Here is a 19881-nt window from a genome sequence, read left to right on the forward strand (position 1 = left end):
CTACCTCTTTCTGCGAAAAATATACAGCAATATGTAAAAAATATCACATGAGTATAATGTTACTATGATACCTGTCACTTTTACTACTCTATTTGTCCTTGAAAATTACAGACACGTTATTTGGAATATATAAAACAAGACTTCTTGTAGACAGGGGCAACGGGGTATAGAGTCATTATGGCGATTAGCACAAAAAAATACAGCCAATGCATGAGCATCGGCTGCTTATTTTATTGTTAAATTTACTGGCTTAATTTAGCCTCACCAAATACTAGATCAATTTGCTGACCATCGTCCCGTGAAGATAAGAACTGGATTTGCAGTTTTAGTACCCCGGATACATCAATGTCCAGCTTTGTGGGTAAATCTCCTCCACGGATTTCTTCTTTGCGGTATAGTTCCTGACCGTCTCCTATAATAACAATAGCTCCTGTATTGTCGGTATCCTTAGTGTAATCATCCACACCGATGTAACCGGAAAGTTTTTTGTACTTACCATTAAAGTTGTAGTCAATCGATACTTCCGCATCTTCATTATAAGAATAACTATCTAGTATTGCTCCCAGTCCATGCAAATATTGCTGGTCGGCAATACGGAATTTAAGTCCTTTAGGGGTTTCCCAATTTTTAAAATACAACCGATCTTTATAGGGTCCATCAATTCTTGCATAACTAAGCTCATCGAGATATTTCGACGCTCCTTGCTTTTGGCCGATCCAAGCAGTCTTGTTTGCCCCATCATATGTAAATCCTTCACCCAGACCTTGGGCTATGTTTTTCACCGGCGCATAGAGCTGACCGTTATAAATAATCGTTTGTGTGGTTTGCTTATGTACACCATTAAACATAAACTTCACATTTTCCAGCATTACGTTTAGTTTGGTACCAGTAGCTGCGAAGGCTGATGTCCCCGTTATCATAGTGCCTATGACTATTCCAAAAACTAATCCCTTTGCTTTATCTTTCATCCAAATGCACTCCCAACTTACGTATGTATTTTTAAAATATATATATTCTATCCTTTCAATATAGTCCCTTCATTGTCACATAATGTACAAACAAAAATTATTTACTTGTAAAATGTGACGTCAAAATAAAAGAAACCTGTGCCCTAGCACAGGTCGTTATCCCCGATATTTCTATTACCAAAAGCCGGCTATTCTTTTTTTAGAATCTCATGCAGCTGGCGCTTGTCTGCTTCCAGAGCACGGTCCTGTGCTTCCAGGTCGTCCGCATCGGCTTCAGCCGCCGAGAATTCCACATCCTCCGCCTTGGCTTCATACAGCATTTTCATTTTGTCAGTCTTGGAGTAAATATTCGAATTTTCCCGGTCCATCGCATTCATCTCCGTTTCCTTAATGCTTCTTAGACTAAATCAAACCTCCGGCCTCTTCAATAATGCGCAGTGCCTGGTCATGGTATTCGCTGTCAATAACAACGGTAAGCAATATGTTGCGCCCGGTGGGTCCGCCGTCGCCGCCATGGCTCATTCCGCTTGCGCTGGCATCCGCAGCCGCCAATATTCCGGCTGAATGGCTGTCCATCGACGAATTCAGCGTCATCACCGCCAGACTGGGAATATCTCCGGTAAGCGGATTATTTCCCGAGTATTGTGTGTTCCCGGGGTATTTACTGAAGCTGTCAATGGACATGTCGATAACACGCAAAGCCTGCAGCTTACGCGAGACACCTTCCGCTTCCTCAGGCGATTTGAAGTACGCAAGTATACTTTTTTCGGACAAGGTGATCCCTGCTTTCCGCATGAAATGGCTAACCTTAAACGGTCTCTGCTTATTGTGCGGAGGTAACCTTTTTTTATGCGCATTTGCGAAAATTGTTCTGCAACACGGAGCTTTACACTTCTCGACATTTTCCCGATATATTCTCTCGGATATAGATATTCCCTCGTATCATTCTACAATTTTCGGCAACATTTTCACATTTTACCCCTTTACTCCACTGAAACAGTCCCTTCATAAAGCGTGTAATATTTCCTAACTCGGAAGCGTTTTTCCCATCTCAAGTCTTACTCTTTCGACCCTCTTATATGCTAAAAGAACCAGTAAATTGATAAGTTGATGTTACCTTTCTTAAACTATTTCAAAATAATGATGATTTGGGAGTGGATTTTACATTTTACCGGTGGTAAAATCTTCTTAATATTTTTCCTACTAGATTAGACGGAAATTAAGAGGATTAGTAGAAAAGGAGAATCCGGAAGCAGCCGTCGGCGGTCGGAAAAATGGGGATGAACACAAACATACATGGAGGGGATTACATTTGGAGTGGAATAAACTACCTCGCAAGCTTTCCATCATAACCTTGTCGCTCGGCGTAACGGCCGGCTTGGTTCCAGGGTCGGCCTTTGCCGCCCAAAGCTTGCAATCGCCATTATCGACCATCGAATTGAATTCCTTATCGCAAAGCGCGAAATCATCTTTTATCTCTCCTCAGATCGACACCAGCTCTGCAAAGGATGTCCGCGTTATCGTACAGCTTAGCGGCCAGCCGGCTGCCTTCGGCCAATATGCTGCTAAGCAGGGCTTGTCCTCCCTGGCCAAGACGGCTACCGAAGCGACCGTAAAGAGCCAGCAGGAATCGGTACTGAGCACTGCAGAGAAGAAAGGGATCGACCTCACCGTCAACTATCAATATGATACCGTTCTTAACGGTTTTGAAGTGACTGTGCCCGCTAACAAGATACCTGAACTGGCGAAAATCTCCGGTGTTACCTCCATTTATCCGAACAGCACCTGGTATACGCTGCCTTACGAGACGGTAACCGAGGCTACTTACACTAACGACATCGCGCCGCTTCAGCAGATTCACGCGACCTGGGCCTGGGATAACGGCTACACAGGCGAGGGGCTGAAGGTAGGCGTCATTGATACCGGGGTGGATTACAAGCACCCGGATATTAAGGCTGCCTATAAAGGCGGATACGATTCCTTCTATCAGGACAATGATCCTTATGAAGAAGTACCGCTGACCCCCGACAAGGATCCTTACAAAGTTGGTTATAACGGAACTTATCACGGGACGCATGTAGCCGGAACTATTATTGGCCAATACACGCAGACCTTTGAAACGTCCCAGAAGGGCGTCGCACCGGGTGCCGATCTGTACGCCTATAAGGTGCTTGGCCGTAACCTTGACAATCCAGCCACTTCCTCCGGGTCCTCGGCACAAGTTATCGACGGTATCGAGCGCGCAGTTCAGGACGGCATGGATGTCATTAACCTGTCGCTTGGTTCCGACAGCGAGAAGGATGTCAACTCTCCGGACAGCATTGCCATTAACAATGCCGTATTGTCCGGCGTAGTAGCCGTCATTGCCAACGGCAACAACGGTCCTGACTACTTCACACTCGGTTCGCCTGCGGTATCCCAGCTGGCAATTTCCGTCGGTGCGGTCGATAGTCCGCTCGATTGGTTCACCGGCAAATTTAAAGCGGAGATTGCAAACTCCGTTACATCGGTAACGTACGATACGTACCATCCTTTTAACGTTATGTCTTATGAACTTGACAAGGATAACTTCGCTGATATTATCGGCACCGAGCCAGTAAAGGTAGTTTATGCCGACTTGGGTGCGGAAGAGGACTACCCTGAGGGCGACATCACAGATTCTGTCGTTCTGGTGTCCCGCGGCGATCTGGCCTTTGCCGACAAGATAGCCATCGCCAAGAATAAAGGTGCTAAAGCCATCGTAATTTTCAACGGAAACTTCAAAACGGTAACTGGACCCGATGGCAAATCGCATAAAGAAGCCAATCTAGATGTCGAAGACCGCACAGGTTATATCGGCAGCATTCTGGGAGACACCTATCAAAGCATTCCGGCCTTTGACATCAAGGGTAAAGAAGGGCGCGAATTAGCGAAAGCCATTCTTGCCAGCGAAAGCGATGAAGTATACTTCACCTTTGACAAGACGTATGATCCTAAGGCTACTGCCGGCGACACCGTAGCCTCGTTCTCCTCCGCCGGCCCGAATGTGGATGCCAACCTGAGCATCAAGCCGGACATTACAGCTCCGGGCGTTGCCGTACTCTCCACATGGCCGGCATACGGCGGCGATTACAGCGAAGCCCTGAACCGTATTCAAGGTACCAGTATGGCTACGCCGCATATCGCAGGCCTGGCGCTGCTGATCAAGCAAGCCCACCCGGAATATACTCCGTTTGATATCCGGGCAGCTCTTGGAAATACTGCACAAGAATTGCTGTACAACGGAGATCCGGAGGATCTCTACTATCAAGGTACAGGCCGGGCCAATGTCGAGAATGCCATTCTGACACCTGCGCTGCTGCAGGCTGTGGAGAATATCCGCATTCTGGACGAAAGCTATGCCTGGAAGGATGTAGTCAACTATAACCCTTCCACCGGCTTCGGCGTACTGCTGCCGGGCTCAGAAGCAAGCAAGACGCTGCAGCTCAAGAATGTAAGCAACAGCGAGCTGACTTACTCCGCTTCTGTAGAATGGAACTATGGAAATGATGAGGTTACGGCAACTCTCGATACACAAACCGTAACCGCTGCGGCCTATGGAACACAGGCCTTTAACCTGAAGGTTAACGTATCCGCCGATGCCAGCCCTGAAGAGGCCTACCAAGGCAACGTAGTCCTGAAGGCTGCGGGTCAACCGACGCTGCATCTGCCGTTTACAGTTCATGTCGACACAGTTGCACAGCAACCGGATCAGGGTACCGGCGTTCAGGAAGCCGTGATCAGCAATCCGATCGTCTACAAAGATGCATTTAGTACCCTCAATTTCCAGTTAAAAGCCGATGAAGTGAACTATTATGAAGTGGATCTGGTTGGCATGGATGATGTGACCAAAGGCTACTTCAAAGCCGAAGCCACCGCTTCCGCCACCGAATACTTCAAGCCGGGCAAATATTCCACCGTTATCGGCGCAACGTATCATCCTTATGATGAGAACGGAGATCCGATTCTGGACGCCAGCGGCCAACCGGTATCCGCTGCGTTGACCGACGGCATTTACAAGCTTCAAGTGCTGGCCGCCACTGTGGGAGATAACTCTAAAACACCTGTTAAAGTCGATCCGGACGAAGATCCGTATTATGTCACCTACACTTCGTTCCGCTTCATTGACAGCAATGTACCTGTCTCCGGCAACGGGGGAACCGGCGGCGGCGGTGGTGCCGTTCCTGCTCCTGCTGCTCCAGCCGGCGCTGCAGCACTTGTAGAAGAAGGAGCACAGCAGGTTTCTGTTACACCTGCAACTACATTGAAGGATGGAGTTACAACGATCAGCGTCTCCGACAATGATCTGAAGACTGCACTGGCCAATGCCGCGAACACGAAGACCGCTGTCATTATCTCGCTGGCTTCAACAACCGGCAAGTCAGCCGAGCTGGTACTGAGTGCTTCTCAAGTGGCTCAGCTGTCGGCTATTCACAGCGACAGCCAGATTATCGTCAGCGTTGACGGTTCTTCCGTAGCATTGCCGGTATCCCTGCTGGCTAAAGCGCCTGCAGGCGGGAACTTCAAGCTGGACCTCAAACAAGCAACTAACGCTGCAGCGAGCCTGACAGCAAGCGTTACCGGCTCCACTGTAATTGGCACTCCGGTATCATTCGAGGCTTCCTGGACAACGGCTACAAGCAGCACATATCTCGAGGTTCCAACCAATGTCTTCATTCCGCGCAGCTTCACGGTACCGGGAGAAGTTAAACCGCAAACCGCCGGCGTACTGTTTGAAGAGAACGGTGTGGTTACTCCGGTAGCTTCCGTGTTCAAGCCGCAAGCGGATGGCACAACACTGGTAACTGTAACCCGTCCGGGCTTCTCGACTTATGCCGCTGTAAGTAAACCGGCTGCAGCCTTCACGGATATCGCAGCCTCGAGTTCGGCTGCCGCAATCCAGGCTCTGGCCAACAAGCTGATTATCCAGGGCACTTCGGCCACCACCTTCGCGCCGAAGAGCAACCTGACCCGTGCAGAATTCACCGCACTGCTGACCCGTGCACTGGGTCTGCGCACTGAAGCCAAAGTAACCTTCAGCGACGTAAGTGCGTCCGCCTGGTACGCCGGGGATGTAGCCGCTGCCTCCAAGGCCGGACTCATTCTGGGTATCGGTAACGGTAAATTTGCACCGACCCAGAATGTAACACGCCAAGAGCTGGCGGTGATTCTGGACAGAGCGCTGAAGCTGACCGGTACCGAGCTGAAGGCAGCTAATCCGTCCTTCACAACGTATGCAGACAGCGCGAAGATTGCACCTTATGCCAAGGACAGCCTGCAGATCCTGTCTGCCGCAGGCATTGTCAGCGCAGACCAGGGCAACAGCTTCAATCCGACCGCTCCGGCAACCCGTGAGGCTGCCGCTGCTGCTCTCTACGCATTGCTGAGCAAGGCGGGTCTAATCGAATAAGCCTTCACTAAGTTCCTACCCGGCTCCGACTCCGGTTCATCCGGAGCCGGGTAGACTTGAATGAACACAACAAAAAGGATCGTGTACGGCCAAACGGCTGTACACGATCCTTTTTGTCGTTGCAATCTTTCCGTTATGAATCAGTCCCCGCGAAACGCCCGCTTTACACGGTCGAAGAAGGATTGTTCCTGTTCATGGGTCTCTTCACCGTCATAAGAGGCGAACTGACGCAGCAGGTCCTTTTGTTCATCACTCAGCTTGCTTGGAGTTACTACAATTACCTGCACATGCTGGTCACCTGTGCCCGTTCCGCGCAGGCGGGGTACGCCTTTGCCTTTCAGGCGGAAGTAAGTGCCGGTCTGTGTGCCGGCCGGAATGCGCAGCTTCACCTTCTCGGTCAGCGTCGGGATCTCAATTTCATCACCGAGCGCTGCCTGGGCAAAGGTAAGCGGAACCTCGCACATAATATCGTCGCCCTCGCGGACGAAGAAGTCATGGCTCTTCACACGGAACACAATATACAGATCGCCGGCCGGGCCGCCGCGTGTACCGCTTTCGCCTTCGCCGCTGAGACGCATTTGTGCTCCGTCGTCCACACCGGCCGGAATGCGTACATGAATCTTGCGCTGGCGCTTAACCTTGCCGTTGCCGCCGCAGGTGCCGCATTTCTCCTTGATAATCTTGCCTGTGCCGCTGCAATTGGAGCACGGACGGCGATTGCGCATTTGTCCGAGCGGCGTATTCTGTACGAATTCCTGCTGGCCGCTGCCGCGGCATACCGAGCAGGTCTCCGGCTTGGTGCCGGGCTTTGCTCCGGAGCCGAAGCAGGTGTCGCAGGTCTCCGTGCGCGGAATGGTAATGTCGGTCTCTTTGCCGAACACCGCTTCCTTGAATTCAATGGTCATCGTATACTGCAAATCGCCGCCTCGCTGCGGCGCATTCGGATCGCGGCGGCCTCCGCCGCCACCAAAGAACATATCGAAAATATCGCCAAGGCCGCCGAAATCGCCGCCTCCGCTGCCAAATCCGCCCATTCCCTGGTTCGGGTCAATATGCCCGTATTGGTCATACCGGGCACGCTGCTGGCCGTCACTCAGCACGTCGTAGGCTTCCTTCACTTCCTTGAACTTCGCCTCCGCATCGCTGGCCTTGTTGACGTCCGGATGGTACTGGCGCGCCAGCTTGCGGTACGCCTTCTTGATCTCGTCGTCGGATGCGTCCTTGCCGACACCCAGGACCTCATAATAATCGCGTTTATCTGCCACTGTCTTCACCTCCGCACATCAACTGATGGTTCCCCTGACATTTTAAAAGGGAGGTCAAAACACGGGATGCCCCGGGTTTGACCTTCCCTTTTACAAAATGCAGCTTATCGCTTAAGGTTACCCTTACTTCTTCTCGTCGTCAACAACCTCGTAGTCGGCGTCCACAACATTGTCTTTCTTCGCGCCTTCGGCAGCTCCTTGAGCTCCTTCAGCACCCTGCTCTGCCTGTGCAGCTTGCTCATACAGCTTCACGGACAGCTGCTGTACGATTCCGTTCAGCTCTTCCACAGCGGCGTTGATCTGCTCCAGGTCGTCGGTTTCCAGCGCAGCCTTCACCTTATCCTTGGCGGCGTTGGCTTTCTCGATTTCGGAAGCGTCCACCTTGTCGCCGAGATCCTTGATCACTTTGTCCGTGGAGTATACGAGCTGGTCGGCGGAGTTCTTGGCTTCCACCAGTTCCTTGCGCTTGCGGTCTTCTTCGGCATGCAGCTCGGCATCCTTCATCATTTGTTCCACTTCGGCATCGCTGAGGCCGCTGGAAGAAGTGATGGTGATCTTCTGGCTCTTGCCTGTGCCTTTGTCCGTAGCAGATACGTTAACGATACCGTTGGCATCGATATCAAAGGTAACTTCGATTTGCGGTACACCGCGCGGTGCCGGCGGAATGTCGTTCAGCATGAAGCGTCCCAGCGTCTTGTTGCCGTTCGCCATTTGGCGTTCACCCTGCAGCACGTGGATTTCTACGCTTGGCTGGTTGTCGGCAAAGGTCGAGAACACCTGCGATTTGCTGGTAGGAATCGTCGTGTTGCGTTCGATCATCTTCGTGAACACACCGCCTGCGGTTTCGATACCCAGGGACAGCGGAGTCACGTCGAGCAGGACCACATCCTTGACGTCACCGGTCAGTACGCCTGCTTGGACAGCGGCGCCCAAAGCGACAACCTCATCCGGGTTAACACCCTTATGCGGGTCTTTGCCGGTCAGCTTCTTAATCGCTTCCTGTACGGCTGGAATACGGGTAGAACCCCCTACCAGAACAATCTTGTCCAGGTCGGCAGGAGTCATGCCGGCATCGTTCAGCGCTTGACGGGTAGGTCCAAGCGTGCGTTCAACCAGATCAGCAGTCAGCTCGTCGAATTTCGCACGGGTCAGGTTGACCTCAAGATGCTGTGGAACGCCGTCTACTACGGTGATGAACGGCAGGGATACCGTCGTGGTCAGCACGCCGGAGAGCTCTTTCTTCGCTTTTTCTGCAGCATCCTTCAAACGTTGAACAGCTGCCTTGTCCTTGCTCAGGTCGATGCCCTGTTCTTTCTTGAATTCGGCTACGAGGTGATCGATAACCTTCTGGTCGAAGTCGTCGCCGCCGAGACGGTTGTCGCCGCTTGTAGCTTTTACTTCGAAGAAGCCGTCGCCCAGCTCAAGAATCGAAACGTCGAATGTACCGCCGCCAAGGTCATAGACCAGAATTGTCTGGTCTTCGGATTTCTCCAGACCATAAGCCAGAGCAGCCGCAGTAGGCTCGTTGACGATACGCAGCACTTCCAGACCGGCAATCTTGCCTGCATCCTTGGTTGCCTGACGTTGTCCGTCATTGAAGTAAGCCGGTACGGTAATAACCGCCTGGGTTACCGGTTGGCCGAGATAAGCTTCGGCATCGGATTTCAGCTTCTGCAGAATCATCGCCGAGATTTCCTGAGGGGAATAATCCTTGCTGTCGATGCTTTCTTTATGGCCGGTACCCATATGGCGCTTGATCGAGCTGATTGTCCGGTCAGGGTTCGTGATGGCCTGACGCTTCGCCGTTTCGCCGACAATGCGTTCGCCGTCTTTCTTGAAGCCTACCACCGAAGGGGTTGTGCGCGCACCCTCAGGGTTTGGAATTACAACAGCTTCGCCGCCTTCCATAACGGCAACGCAAGAGTTGGTTGTTCCAAGGTCAATACCAATAACTTTGCTCACTGTAATGTGCCTCCTCAGATAATTGTCCGGAGCCCGCGGCTCCTGTTATATGCATTGCGTGATAATAGTATCGTAAGTACCCGCGCAGGAAATCGTCCGGCCTCATACAAATGCGGCTGGATCTCTCCATATGGCGGCTGATTCTGCCTGGCTATATGAACAGACTACATGCTGACTTTAACCATGGCGGGACGAAGCACTTTATCCTTCAGGAAATAGCCCTTCTGGACTTCTTCCGTCACGATGCCTTCCTCATGCTCCTCGCTCTCCACCTGCATGATCGCCTGATGAAATTCAGGGTTAAACGGCTGTCCTACCGTCTCCATAGCCACAAGCCCTTCAGACTTCAATACCCCTTCCAATTGGCGGAAAATCATATTTACGCCCTTGCCGAACGCCTCGGCATCAGAACCGGTGGGAGCTGTAGCGATGGCGCGTTCGAAATTGTCCAGTACCGGAAGCAATTCGGTGACGAGCTTGGAGGTGGCATATTGCGCCAGTTCCTCCTTCTCCTTCTGGGTACGCCGGCGGAAGTTATCGAAGTCAGCCTGTACACGCAGTGCACGCGTCTGATATTCATCGGCCAGCTGCTGGAGCTTTCTGGCGGCCTCACCGCCGCCTGCAGCTTCACCCGGCTCTTCCGAACCGGCTGCTTCTGCCGCAGCGTCAGCAGCGCCTTCAACCTCTTCGGCAGCCTGCTCTTCATGTATAACCTGATCTTTAATTTCTTGGGTATCTTGAACCTGTTCCTCTTTCAAGTTGTGTTCACCTCCTTGTAATCATCCACACATTCTTTGAAAACATCCACTTCATGTAATAATCACTATGTTCACTTATACCAGTGTGCCAGCATCGCTGTCAAATCCCGGGAAAGGACACCCAGGATGCCGATTACACGCGCATACTCCATCCGCGTCGGACCCAGAATGCCGATGCTGCCCAGCGCCTTGCCGTCCAGCGAATAGGTGGCCGTAATCAGACTGCAGTTGGCAAAGGCCTCATGCTTATTCTCCGTCCCGATCCGCACCTGTATACCCGTGCCTTCGGAAGCCGGAGTCAGCATCTTCAGCAGCGTCGGCGTTTCCTCCAGCAAATCCAGAATGGTCTTCACCTTGTCAACGTCCTTGAACTCCGGCTGGGTGAGCATATTCGTGGCCCCGCTGAGGTAGATGCGCTGTTCATGGTCGCTCTCAAGCGCCGTGTCCAGCACCTTCATCAATTCTTCATAGTGGGATATATGGCGCTGCATCTCTTCGGCAAGCTCGGAGTAGAGCCGGCTCTTCAGCTTATACAGCGGCACGTTGACCAGCTTGCTGTTCAGCAGATTCACAACCTTCTCCATCTCGGAGACGGAAATTTCGGGCGGAATCTGTACCGTCCGGTTCTCCACCTGCCCCGTGCTCGTTACGATAATCGCTACGGCATGATTGCCGTCCAGCGGCAAGAGCTGAAAATGGCGCAAGGAAGTATGAAAAACCTCCGGTCCCAGCAGGATGGAAGTATAGTTCGTCATATTGGAAAGGATCATCGCCGCATGCTGGACCACCTGCTCCGTCTGGTTCAGCTTATCAGCGAAAAAAGCGCGGATCGCGCCGATTTCAGCCGGATTGGTGGAACTCCACGGCAACAGATGATCTACATAATAGCGGTAGCCTTTATGGGAAGGAATTCTTCCCGCCGATGTATGGGGCTGCTCGAGAAAGCCTAATTCCTCCAGATCAGCCATCTCATTGCGGATGGTTGCAGGACTGTATCCTACATCCCCGCGCTTAGAGATGCTGCGCGAGCCAACAGGCTCGGCGGAAGAAATATAATCATCCACGATCGCATTAAGTATCATTCTTTGGCGTTCGGTTAACATGTTATTCCCTCCTATCCGGCTCTGGTCCTCCGATTCGTTAGCACTCTATCCAGATGAGTGCTAACCGCTAATACAAAAATACCAAACTGACGTTGACATTGTCAAGATCAGTTCAGCATTTGAACGCGTTTTCTATGTGTTTATCCGGTTAAATCCCGGTATGTTATTGAAGCATCTTGAGTACGGCAATTTCATCGCAGGCGTGCTGCTTTTTGCAATTCACACAATCGGTCCAGACCTTCTCCGGGAAAATCTCCTTCTCCACGACGGTAAAACCGTTTCTCAGAAAGAAATCCACCGCATAGGTCAAGGCCATAATCTTCGGAATCCCTTGACGGCGGGCTTCTTCAGTCAGGAGCTCCAGAATCTTCGAGCCGACGCCCTTGCCCTTGCCTTCATCCCGCAGGCCAATGGAACGGACTTCCACCAGATCAGCACCGAGTCTGAACAGCGAGCCGCAGCCGACGAATCTGCCGCCAATTTCGGCAACGACGAACTGGTCGATCTGGCGGGTCAGCGCTTGCCTAGAACGGGGAAGCATAATTCCGCGTTCTGCATACTCCTCTATCATCAAGTACAGCGGCTCCACATCCTCCACTGTAGCTTTTCTGCAAATGACTGCCGATTCTCCCTTGGGAGCTTCCTTCCGGACACTTTCCGTCTTGACAAGCACTCTGACTCACCCCTTGTTATTAATATGAATAAATATACAACAGGGTGAATTACAATTCAAGGGTTATTTTAAAAATTAAATTTCCGTCAATGCGCCGACAAACTCCCCGAATACATCGTTTCCGAACAGAATGCCCTGCTTGCTGAGCCGGTACATTCCGCCGCTCTGTTCAAGCAGCCCCGCCTTCAGCATCTTATGCAGCGGCGCGCCAAAAATCTCCTGCAGCGGTTTGCCGAACTGCGCCCGGAACGCCTGCTCCGACACCCCTTCACGCATCCGCAGGCCGACCATCATAAAGTCCTCCATCGCCTCCTGCTCGCTGATCCCGAACGTATCCAGGCGCGGCAGCCCGCTGCGCGTCGCCTCATTATAAGGATTAACGCCCTTGATATTCATATGCCGCATCCGGCCTATATATCCATGCGCTCCGGCACCCAGGCCATAATAATCCTCATTGCGCCAATAAGTCATGTTGTGGCGGCTCTCCATGCCCGGCTTGGCGAAATTGCTGATCTCGTATTGAATATAGCCCGCCGCTTCCATCTCGTTCATCAGCAGCAGGTACATCTCCAGTTCATCCTCTTCGCTCGGAAGCGGCAGCTTGTTCTTGTTGAACAGGGTGTGGAAAAGGGTATTCTCCTCCACCTTCAGGCTGTATATAGAGTAATGCGGCAGCCCAAGCTCCAGCGCCCGCCGTACACTCTCGCGGAGCATATCCACCGTCTGGTTCGGCAGTCCGAACATCAGATCGACCGAGAGGTTGGTCAGACCCACCGCACGGGCATTCTCCAGACTGCGGTACACGTCATCGACATTGTGAATCCGGCCGATCCCGCTCAGCAGCTCATTCTGGAAGGCCTGCACGCCGAAGCTGACCCGGTTAACGCCGCCCTCCTGCATAACTTTTAGCTTGTCGATATCCGTGGTTCCGGGGTTAGCTTCCATTGAGAATTCGATATTCTCATCCCAGTCCGGGAAATGCTTGCGGACCGATGCCAGGAAGTAGGCCATCTCATCCGGCTTCAGCACCGTTGGCGTTCCGCCTCCGACGAAGATCGTCTTAATGACGCCGGGCGGCGTCTCTTGTACCGTCAGCTCCATCTCGCGGTCAAGCGCCTGCAAATACTCCATGACCGGCTGATCCTTCAGTACATAAGAATTGAAATCGCAATAAAAGCACTTGTTGGTGCAAAACGGGATATGAATATATACGGCCTCCGGGGGACGGCCATTGTCAGGTTTCATCATAGCTGTCTCCTTTGTTATCTAAATGGGGATGACCAGAAAAGGGAAGCCTCGCGGCTTCCCTCAGGTCAGGCACTGGTGTTCATTGTCCTCTTTATTCGTCGATCTTCAGGACCGCCATGAACGCTTCCTGCGGCACTTCCACGCTGCCGACCTGCTTCATGCGCTTCTTGCCTTCCTTCTGCTTCTCCAGCAGCTTCCGCTTACGCGAGATGTCGCCGCCGTAGCATTTGGCGAGCACGTTCTTGCGCATCGCCTTAACCGTCTCGCGGGCGACGATCTTCGTACCGACCGATGCCTGGATCGGCACCTCGAACATCTGCCGCGGGATGATGCCGCGCAGCTTCTCGCAGATGATCCGGCCGCGGTTGTAGGCACGGTCACGGTGCACAATGAAGGACAGGGCGTCCACCTGTTCACCGTTCAGCAGAATGTCCATCTTCACCAGATTCGACTGGCGGTAACCGGAGACTTCATAGTCGAACGAGGCATACCCCTTCGTGCCCGATTTGAGCTGATCGAAGAAGTCGTATACGATTTCCGAAAGCGGAATTTCATAAGTGATCGTAACCCGGTTCGTGTCCAGATACTCCATGTTGATGAACTCGCCGCGTTTGTTCTGGCAGAGCTCCATGACAGTGCCGACAAAATCGTTCGGAACGATAATCGCAGCCTTTACATACGGCTCCTCCACATAATCAATGGTGCTGAGCTCCGGATAGTTCGACGGATTGTCGATCTGGAGCGTCTCGCCGTTGGTCAGCTGGATCCGGTAAATTACGCTTGGCGCGGTTGTGATCAGCGGCAGATTGAACTCCCGCTCAATCCGTTCCTGGATAATCTCCATGTGCAGAAGACCCAGGAAGCCGCAGCGGAAGCCGAAGCCAAGGGCGCTGGAGCTCTCCGGCTCAAAGCTGAGCGAAGCATCGTTCAGCTGCAGCTTCTCCAGCGCTTCACGCAGATCATTGTAATCCGAGGTCTCGATCGGATAGAGACCGCAGTATACCATCGGGTTAATCTTACGGTAGCCGGGAAGCGGCTCCGGTGTCGGATTCTTCGCATCCGTCACTGTGTCACCTACACGGGTATCGCCCACATGCTTGATCCCGGCGACGATGAAGCCGACGTCGCCGATGTTCAGCTCTTCAACGATGCTCATGCGCGGCATAAAGGCGCCGACCTCGATGACGTCGAACACTTTCTCGGTAGCCATCATCTTGATCTTGGAGCCGGCGCGGATCTTGCCGTCGATGACGCGCACATAGACGATAACACCCTTGTACGGATCGTAATGGGAGTCGAAGATCAATGCCTTGAGCGGTGCTGCGGCATCGCCCGTAGGCGCCGGCACCTGCTTGACGACCTGCTCCAGGATCTCCTTGATTCCGATGCCGGCCTTGGCCGAAGCCAGAACCGCTTCGCTGGCATCCAGCCCGATTACATCCTCAATCTCCTGCTTCACCCGCTCAGGGTCGGCGCTCGGCAGGTCAATCTTGTTGATGACCGGAAGGATTTCCAGGTTGTTGTCCAGTGCCAGGTACACGTTGGCCAGCGTCTGGGCTTCAATTCCCTGCGCCGCGTCCACGACCAGCAGCGCGCCTTCACAGGCGGCCAAGCTGCGGGATACTTCATACGTAAAGTCCACATGCCCCGGGGTATCAATCAGGTTCAGCAAATACTCCTGACCGTCGTCGGCGCGGTAGGTGAGCCGCACAGCCTGCAGCTTGATGGTGATTCCGCGCTCGCGCTCCAGATCCATCTGGTCAAGCACCTGCTCCTGCATCTCCCGCGAGGACAAGGCCCCGGTGTATTCCAGGATACGGTCGGCAAGCGTTGACTTCCCGTGGTCTATATGTGCAATAATCGAGAAATTGCGGATTTGTTGTTGTCTTTTCTGAATGTCAGTCATTCCTTACCCCCACAGACAGCCTATGTTAATCCTCTTATTATAGCAGTACGAGCTTTCTCCAGCAATCCCGCCATTTCCGGAATCCTTTACACGATGCGCTACTGCTGATCTTCCGCCGAGTCAAAGAAGGAAACCACCCAGCGGATACCCTTCTGCGAAACCTGCTGTAAGAGTCCTGCAGTCTTGTCCGCCAGCACATCCACCGTGGGCTTTTGACTGTCCGGAATAAGGATTTGCTCCGGACTCATGGTGCTGTAGCCGGGAATCTCCTGCTGCGCATCCTGTTTCTGCGGCGCGCTGCCGCTGTCTCCGGACTCCTTCTGCTGCCGGGCCGGAACCAGGGTATAGGCTCCTGTCGCCGGATCAATCACCACTGGCACATACAGATAGCCTGTTTGCTCACTCTGGGCCGCCTGTCCGGATGAGGCCGGCGGCTGCTGTGTTCCGGAGCTTAGCCCATTCTGCCATGCACCGCTTATCCGTTTCCAGTCCGGCAATGCCGCTTCTGCCGTTCCGGTGCCGCCGCTCCCGAACTGCAGACCGACCAACAACCCGATCCCCGCCCATATTCCGGCCATTGCCAATCTTCTGCCTATCCGCGACATTGCCTGTCCCTCCCGTGATTTAACATATTAATTTGCGTGCCGGCTTGTTCCAGACTCAGGAAGCGGGGGACGATTCTCCGGCCTCCGCTGTGCCGCCGCCAGTCTTGCCGGAGACCGAAGCCTGCTGCGCCCCCTGGCTTTCCCAGTACACTTCGGCAATCGTATCGGCCAGCACCTCGGCCGTACGCTTCAGCTCTTCGCCCGTGTTGTCGATGCCGCCTACCTCGATCAGTACACTGTTAGGTGACAATGACTGGTTGTACTCCCCGTTGTTCCCGTTCCCCGAGGACTTGCCCCAGATGCCGCGCGACAAGCCGGGATAGCTCTTCTCCAGCCGCTGATGGATTTTATTCGCGAAGGCCTCATTTTTCTTCCAGTCCTTGTTGCCATGTCCCAGTATAAAATAGACCTGCGCATAGTTTTGGCCGTCGATGACTGCCGTCGTCTTGCCATGGCGCTGGGAGTCCCGGTGAATGTCAAACATCGCATCCATTTCTTTATTGGCCGCCATAGCGGCCTTAACGGTAATCCGTGAATATTTATAAGAGAAATTCCAATTATAGTCCGCCACTTCAGTAGCGTAATCCTCCTGCATATGCACGGTTCCGATGCCGTGCTTCTCCAGTTGCTTCGTAATATATGAACCTACCAGCATCACGTTTTTGCCGGGAACGGCTGAGCTGGGATTGTCGCTCGTGGCGCCCAGCAGCGGATTATACGCCTCGCGCGGATGCGAATGATAGATCAGAATCCGTTTAATGGAAGTATCCTGCGCGCTCATCGCCCCGTTGCCTGGATCTCCGGGGTCTCCGGACTCCGCACCGCCGCCTCCGGGAGCCTGGGTAGCCGCCGGGGCAGTGACAACCGGAGCATCCGCTGCGGGGGTGGATTCCGGCTTATCCGCAGTATCGCCCCCGCTTGCATTTCCGCCGTTATCCGGCGGCACATCACCGGCCAGCTCGTCCGGTCCGGGATGATAATCGGCCGGAGCGCCTGCCGAGCCTCCCGACCCTTTGCGCAGCAGAAACGGATCATCCGCCGCCATTCCCGGCACCTCGCGCGAGAGGAGGCTCTTCGGGTTCTCCGGATCAATGTTCGTCAGCAGCCGGAAGGCGAAGGAGGATATATTTTGCGCAGAAAAGGATGACGGCTCTTCGCCCTTGGGCAAATGCGGCACCTCCATCCCCAGCAGCTCCATAAAAAAACCGCTGGAGAGCGATGCGGCCAGCCCTTTCATCGACGGAACAGGCGAACTATTCAGCTTCTGTCCGGCGACCCCGCCGGCACCCAGCAGCATAAAAAACACAAGCGAACCTCCGGCCAGCAGCAGCAGCGTTCTTCCCAGCGACAGGACATCCAGCAGCTTGTCCCGCAGCCGGGCCATATTCCATAGCTGAAACCATTTTCTGTTCATTATTGTTATGTCCTCCTCCAGCCCATTGTAATCTCTTATACTTCAAATCTATGAGCTGAAGGAGAATACTAGAACTATAAAATCCAGCAAAAAGATAGACCCGATATAGCAGCACAAAAAATCCCCGCAAAGCGGGGAGGGGGATCAAGGCAATAGACTTCATATCGCGAAAGTCAGATTGTCCGTACATAGGTAAGCTTTAAGGCGTCGAACAAGTAGTCTGCCTGGAAGTCATGATCAGCGGTGTTTTTGCGAAAAACATATGTACTGTCGCATACCTCGCAGGCAAAGGTAACTGAATCCTCAGCCTCCGCTACAAGCCCCAGCCGGAATTTCTCCCGTCTGGCCCTCTGGATAAACAAGCGGTCCACCTGCAGCCGCCCATCTTCCAGGCTGATCGTAAAGCTCCAGTCCATCGGCGGGAACACATATTTCCCAGTCAGATGCCTGTACCGTTCGCAATCGGCGGTTTCGATGGTTTGCGGCCGGATCGGGCCGCTGACTGGCTGGGCGAACACCATGGCCTGCAGTCCCTGGACCAGTCTGGATATGGCAATGGCATCATTGTTGCCGAGCACAATGAACACTGTGTTCCGGCAGCTATGGCTGCGGACGGTACAGGTGTACCCGTAGATGTTGCCGTCCATGAACATTTCGTCTGCCGGATTATTTTTGACAAAGCAGCCGTATCCGCTCGAAGCTTCCATATACCACAGGTATCCATAGGGTGTTGTCATCTTCCGGTAGGAGTCCGCGGTGATAATAACACCGTTCTCCAGGGCACGGACCCATTTCAGCAAATCCTCCGCACTTGAATACAGATATCCGCTGCCATAAGCACCGGTCTGCTCGTAATACTCCGCACGCACGGCACCTTCGCCGGAATACGAGTAGCCGCAGGCTTTGCCGGGAATAACATCTTCGTTATAGCAGACCCCTGTAGAAGTGAGTCCGAGCGGCTCAAACAGCATACATTTGAAATATTCCTCCAGCGGCATCCCTGACACGCGCTCCACGACCATAGCCAGCAGAATATAGTTGGAGTTGCTTTTATCTACCTGCGTACCCGGCTCAGCCTGCAGCGGATACCGGTTCAGCCAGGCCAGGATCTCCGTTACTGCAAGCGGGATTCTGACATTGTATTCAGGCAGCTCTGTGTATTCCGGTATGCCGGACAGAGAGGCCAGCAAATGATGCAGGGTAACCGCCCCCGCATGTATATACTCTGGTACATATTCGGCCAGGGAGTCCTCAAGATCGAGATTTCCTTGTTCATGCAGCTGCATAACGGCTACGGCCGTGAACATTTTAGTCACACTGGCAATATTGTATTTGGTGCTGGCTGTATTGGGGATACAAAATTCCAGGTTGGCGTAGCCATACCCTTCGTGCAGAAGCACAGATTCGCCTTGGGCCACCATGACACTTCCGCTGAACCGCCCCTCTTCCGCCCAAGCCCTCATATACTGCTTCAGTTCCGCTTGAAGCTTGTCCATCTTCTCTCCTCCTTTACACAACTGATTATAAAAGGATGAAGCACCGTCTTACTTGTAAAAAACGGACAAGCCCGGCAGCATCTCACGGTAATCAGAGGGGAGGAGGCCGCTGAAGCTTTTGAATTCATGGATGAAATGGGCCTGATCGTAATACCCTCCGCCAATCGCGGCGTCGGTGAGCGTGCGGATCTCAGGGGTATGGAGAGCCGTAAGGGCATGCTGGAAGCGGATGATCCGTGCGAAGGTTTTAGTGCCCACACCGGCGTGCTCCCGGAAAATACGTCCCAACTGCTTCTCGCTTACGCATTCCCTGCGGGAGAGCTCCTTGACGGTGATATCGCCTTTGGCCAGATAAATAGTGTTCAGCGCATTCCGAAACACCGCATCCCGGACATCGCTGCGTTGCCATCTGCCGAGCAGATACTGCTCCAGGCCCCGGATCCGTTCTGGAGCAGAGCCGCTCAGTCCGATCACTTCCTGCAATTCCGCCGCAAAGGCCCGGCTGACCTCCCCCAGACTGCGGATCTGATTGGTAAAAAGACAGGCCGGCTCCCGCAGAAACCGCTGCAGTCCTCCCGGATAAAAACGGATGCCCACTGTCTGCATCCTGGCCACCTCCAAATCCGCCATGAGGGACCGCTCTAAGGTCCCCACTATGAGGCACTCTGCAGCGGTTGAAGGCTCTATGCGCAGCACGATGTCGATACAACCGTCAGGGGCAATCATTTCATGCCGGCCTGCCGGAAGCCTTGCCGGATCGAAGCCGCTGCACCTGGGCATGTACCAATAGCAATAAATGCTATCCTCCAGTGCCTTGCACGGCTTCCATTCCCGGTAACCGGCTGCGGGATCGATCACGGGTGAGTAGAACTGTACCGGGGTATATAACGATTTCATAACTCCTCCTGGTCTTCTTACATCTATGTATATGATTCTACTGCAACTGCTCTTTTACGGATGTGATTCATTTATAGAATGAAGCAGCTAACCCAAGGAACGGCAAAAAAGCCCGCACCGCCGCTTATACGGCATCCGGTGCAGGCTATGATCGTTAC

At 53.2% G+C, this 19881-nt stretch carries 15 protein-coding genes; 1 reads left to right on the top strand and 14 read right to left on the bottom strand.

From position 1 onward, the window contains the following. Positions 1-242: 242 nt before the first annotated feature. The 3 genes from F1379_RS03665 to F1379_RS03675 form a co-directional block, all read right to left on the bottom strand. Positions 243-968, bottom strand: coding sequence for an NPCBM/NEW2 domain-containing protein (locus tag F1379_RS03665; protein WP_150266432.1), 726 nt, complete (start codon positions 966-968; stop codon positions 243-245). 188 nt (positions 969-1156) lie between these two features. Beyond that, entirely contained in the window at positions 1157-1336 is a 180-nt protein-coding gene (locus F1379_RS03670; protein WP_150266434.1) for a YfhD family protein, read from the bottom strand. Positions 1337-1370: 34 nt separating this feature from the next. Then, positions 1371-1742: a hypothetical protein gene (locus F1379_RS03675; protein ID WP_150266436.1), complete on the bottom strand. Its 372-nt coding sequence runs from the start codon at positions 1740-1742 to the stop codon at positions 1371-1373. A 538-nt stretch (positions 1743-2280) separates the two neighbouring features. Here F1379_RS03675 and F1379_RS30510 point away from each other — a divergent pair. Next, a complete protein-coding gene (locus tag F1379_RS30510; protein ID WP_150266439.1) occupies positions 2281-6396 on the top strand; it encodes a S8 family serine peptidase in 4116 nt (1371 codons plus the stop codon). Positions 6397-6536: 140 nt separating this feature from the next. On the opposite strand, the gene dnaJ is transcribed toward F1379_RS30510, so the two are convergent. The 11 genes from dnaJ to F1379_RS03735 all read right to left on the bottom strand — a co-directional run bounded on the left by dnaJ (position 6537) and on the right by F1379_RS03735 (position 19723). After that, positions 6537-7661 (bottom strand): molecular chaperone DnaJ, encoded by a 1125-nt coding sequence (gene dnaJ, locus F1379_RS03685; protein WP_150266441.1) that lies wholly within the window; start codon positions 7659-7661, stop codon positions 6537-6539. Between the two features lie 123 nt (positions 7662-7784). Continuing rightward, on the bottom strand, positions 7785-9623 hold the full coding sequence (dnaK, locus tag F1379_RS03690) for a molecular chaperone DnaK (protein ID WP_150266443.1): 1839 nt from the start codon (positions 9621-9623) through the stop codon (positions 7785-7787). A gap of 164 nt (positions 9624-9787) precedes the next feature. After that, entirely contained in the window at positions 9788-10381 is a 594-nt protein-coding gene (gene grpE, locus F1379_RS03695) for a nucleotide exchange factor GrpE (RefSeq protein WP_150266445.1), read from the bottom strand. A gap of 71 nt (positions 10382-10452) precedes the next feature. Then, positions 10453-11484, bottom strand: coding sequence for a heat-inducible transcriptional repressor HrcA (gene hrcA, locus F1379_RS03700; protein WP_150266447.1), 1032 nt, complete (start codon positions 11482-11484; stop codon positions 10453-10455). A gap of 163 nt (positions 11485-11647) precedes the next feature. Next, positions 11648-12157, bottom strand: coding sequence for an N-acetyltransferase (locus F1379_RS03705; protein ID WP_150266449.1), 510 nt, complete (start codon positions 12155-12157; stop codon positions 11648-11650). Positions 12158-12232: 75 nt separating this feature from the next. Beyond that, positions 12233-13405 carry a radical SAM family heme chaperone HemW gene (hemW, locus tag F1379_RS03710; protein WP_150266451.1) on the bottom strand — a complete coding sequence of 391 codons (1173 nt, stop codon included), beginning with the start codon at positions 13403-13405 and terminating at the stop codon, positions 12233-12235. 91 nt (positions 13406-13496) lie between these two features. Continuing rightward, positions 13497-15311: a translation elongation factor 4 gene (lepA, locus tag F1379_RS03715; protein WP_150266454.1), complete on the bottom strand. Its 1815-nt coding sequence runs from the start codon at positions 15309-15311 to the stop codon at positions 13497-13499. Positions 15312-15409: 98 nt separating this feature from the next. Next, positions 15410-15916: a hypothetical protein gene (locus F1379_RS03720; protein ID WP_150266456.1), complete on the bottom strand. Its 507-nt coding sequence runs from the start codon at positions 15914-15916 to the stop codon at positions 15410-15412. A 55-nt stretch (positions 15917-15971) separates the two neighbouring features. Continuing rightward, positions 15972-17330: a stage II sporulation protein P gene (locus tag F1379_RS03725; protein WP_150266459.1), complete on the bottom strand. Its 1359-nt coding sequence runs from the start codon at positions 17328-17330 to the stop codon at positions 15972-15974. Positions 17331-17503: 173 nt separating this feature from the next. Further along, positions 17504-18826, bottom strand: a complete 1323-nt coding sequence (locus F1379_RS03730; RefSeq protein ID WP_150266461.1) for a serine hydrolase domain-containing protein — start codon at positions 18824-18826, stop codon at positions 17504-17506. Between the two features lie 48 nt (positions 18827-18874). Next, the gene (locus tag F1379_RS03735) at positions 18875-19723 is read right to left on the bottom strand and encodes a helix-turn-helix domain-containing protein (protein ID WP_150266463.1); all 849 of its coding nucleotides are present in this window, start codon (positions 19721-19723) and stop codon (positions 18875-18877) included. Positions 19724-19881 lie beyond the last annotated feature (158 nt).

Origin of the sequence: Paenibacillus tepidiphilus, from assembly GCF_008635795.1 — a bacterium.
GTDB lineage: Bacteria > Bacillota > Bacilli > Paenibacillales > Paenibacillaceae > Paenibacillus_AQ > Paenibacillus_AQ tepidiphilus.

Excerpts from the sequence above, each read along its gene's own strand:
- hrcA (WP_150266447.1), bottom strand. The coding sequence starts at position 11,484 with ATGTTAACCGAACGCCAAAGAATGATACTTAATGCGATCGTGGATGAT.
- lepA (WP_150266454.1), bottom strand. The coding sequence starts at position 15,311 with ATGACTGACATTCAGAAAAGACAACAACAAATCCGCAATTTCTCGATT.
- hemW (WP_150266451.1), bottom strand. The coding sequence starts at position 13,405 with ATGATGAAACCTGACAATGGCCGTCCCCCGGAGGCCGTATATATTCAT.
- F1379_RS03720 (WP_150266456.1), bottom strand. The coding sequence starts at position 15,916 with ATGTCGCGGATAGGCAGAAGATTGGCAATGGCCGGAATATGGGCGGGG.
- F1379_RS03665 (WP_150266432.1), bottom strand. The coding sequence starts at position 968 with ATGAAAGATAAAGCAAAGGGATTAGTTTTTGGAATAGTCATAGGCACT.
- F1379_RS03735 (WP_150266463.1), bottom strand. The coding sequence starts at position 19,723 with ATGAAATCGTTATATACCCCGGTACAGTTCTACTCACCCGTGATCGAT.
- F1379_RS03670 (WP_150266434.1), bottom strand. The coding sequence starts at position 1,336 with ATGGACCGGGAAAATTCGAATATTTACTCCAAGACTGACAAAATGAAA.
- F1379_RS03730 (WP_150266461.1), bottom strand. The coding sequence starts at position 18,826 with ATGGACAAGCTTCAAGCGGAACTGAAGCAGTATATGAGGGCTTGGGCG.
- F1379_RS03725 (WP_150266459.1), bottom strand. The coding sequence starts at position 17,330 with ATGAACAGAAAATGGTTTCAGCTATGGAATATGGCCCGGCTGCGGGAC.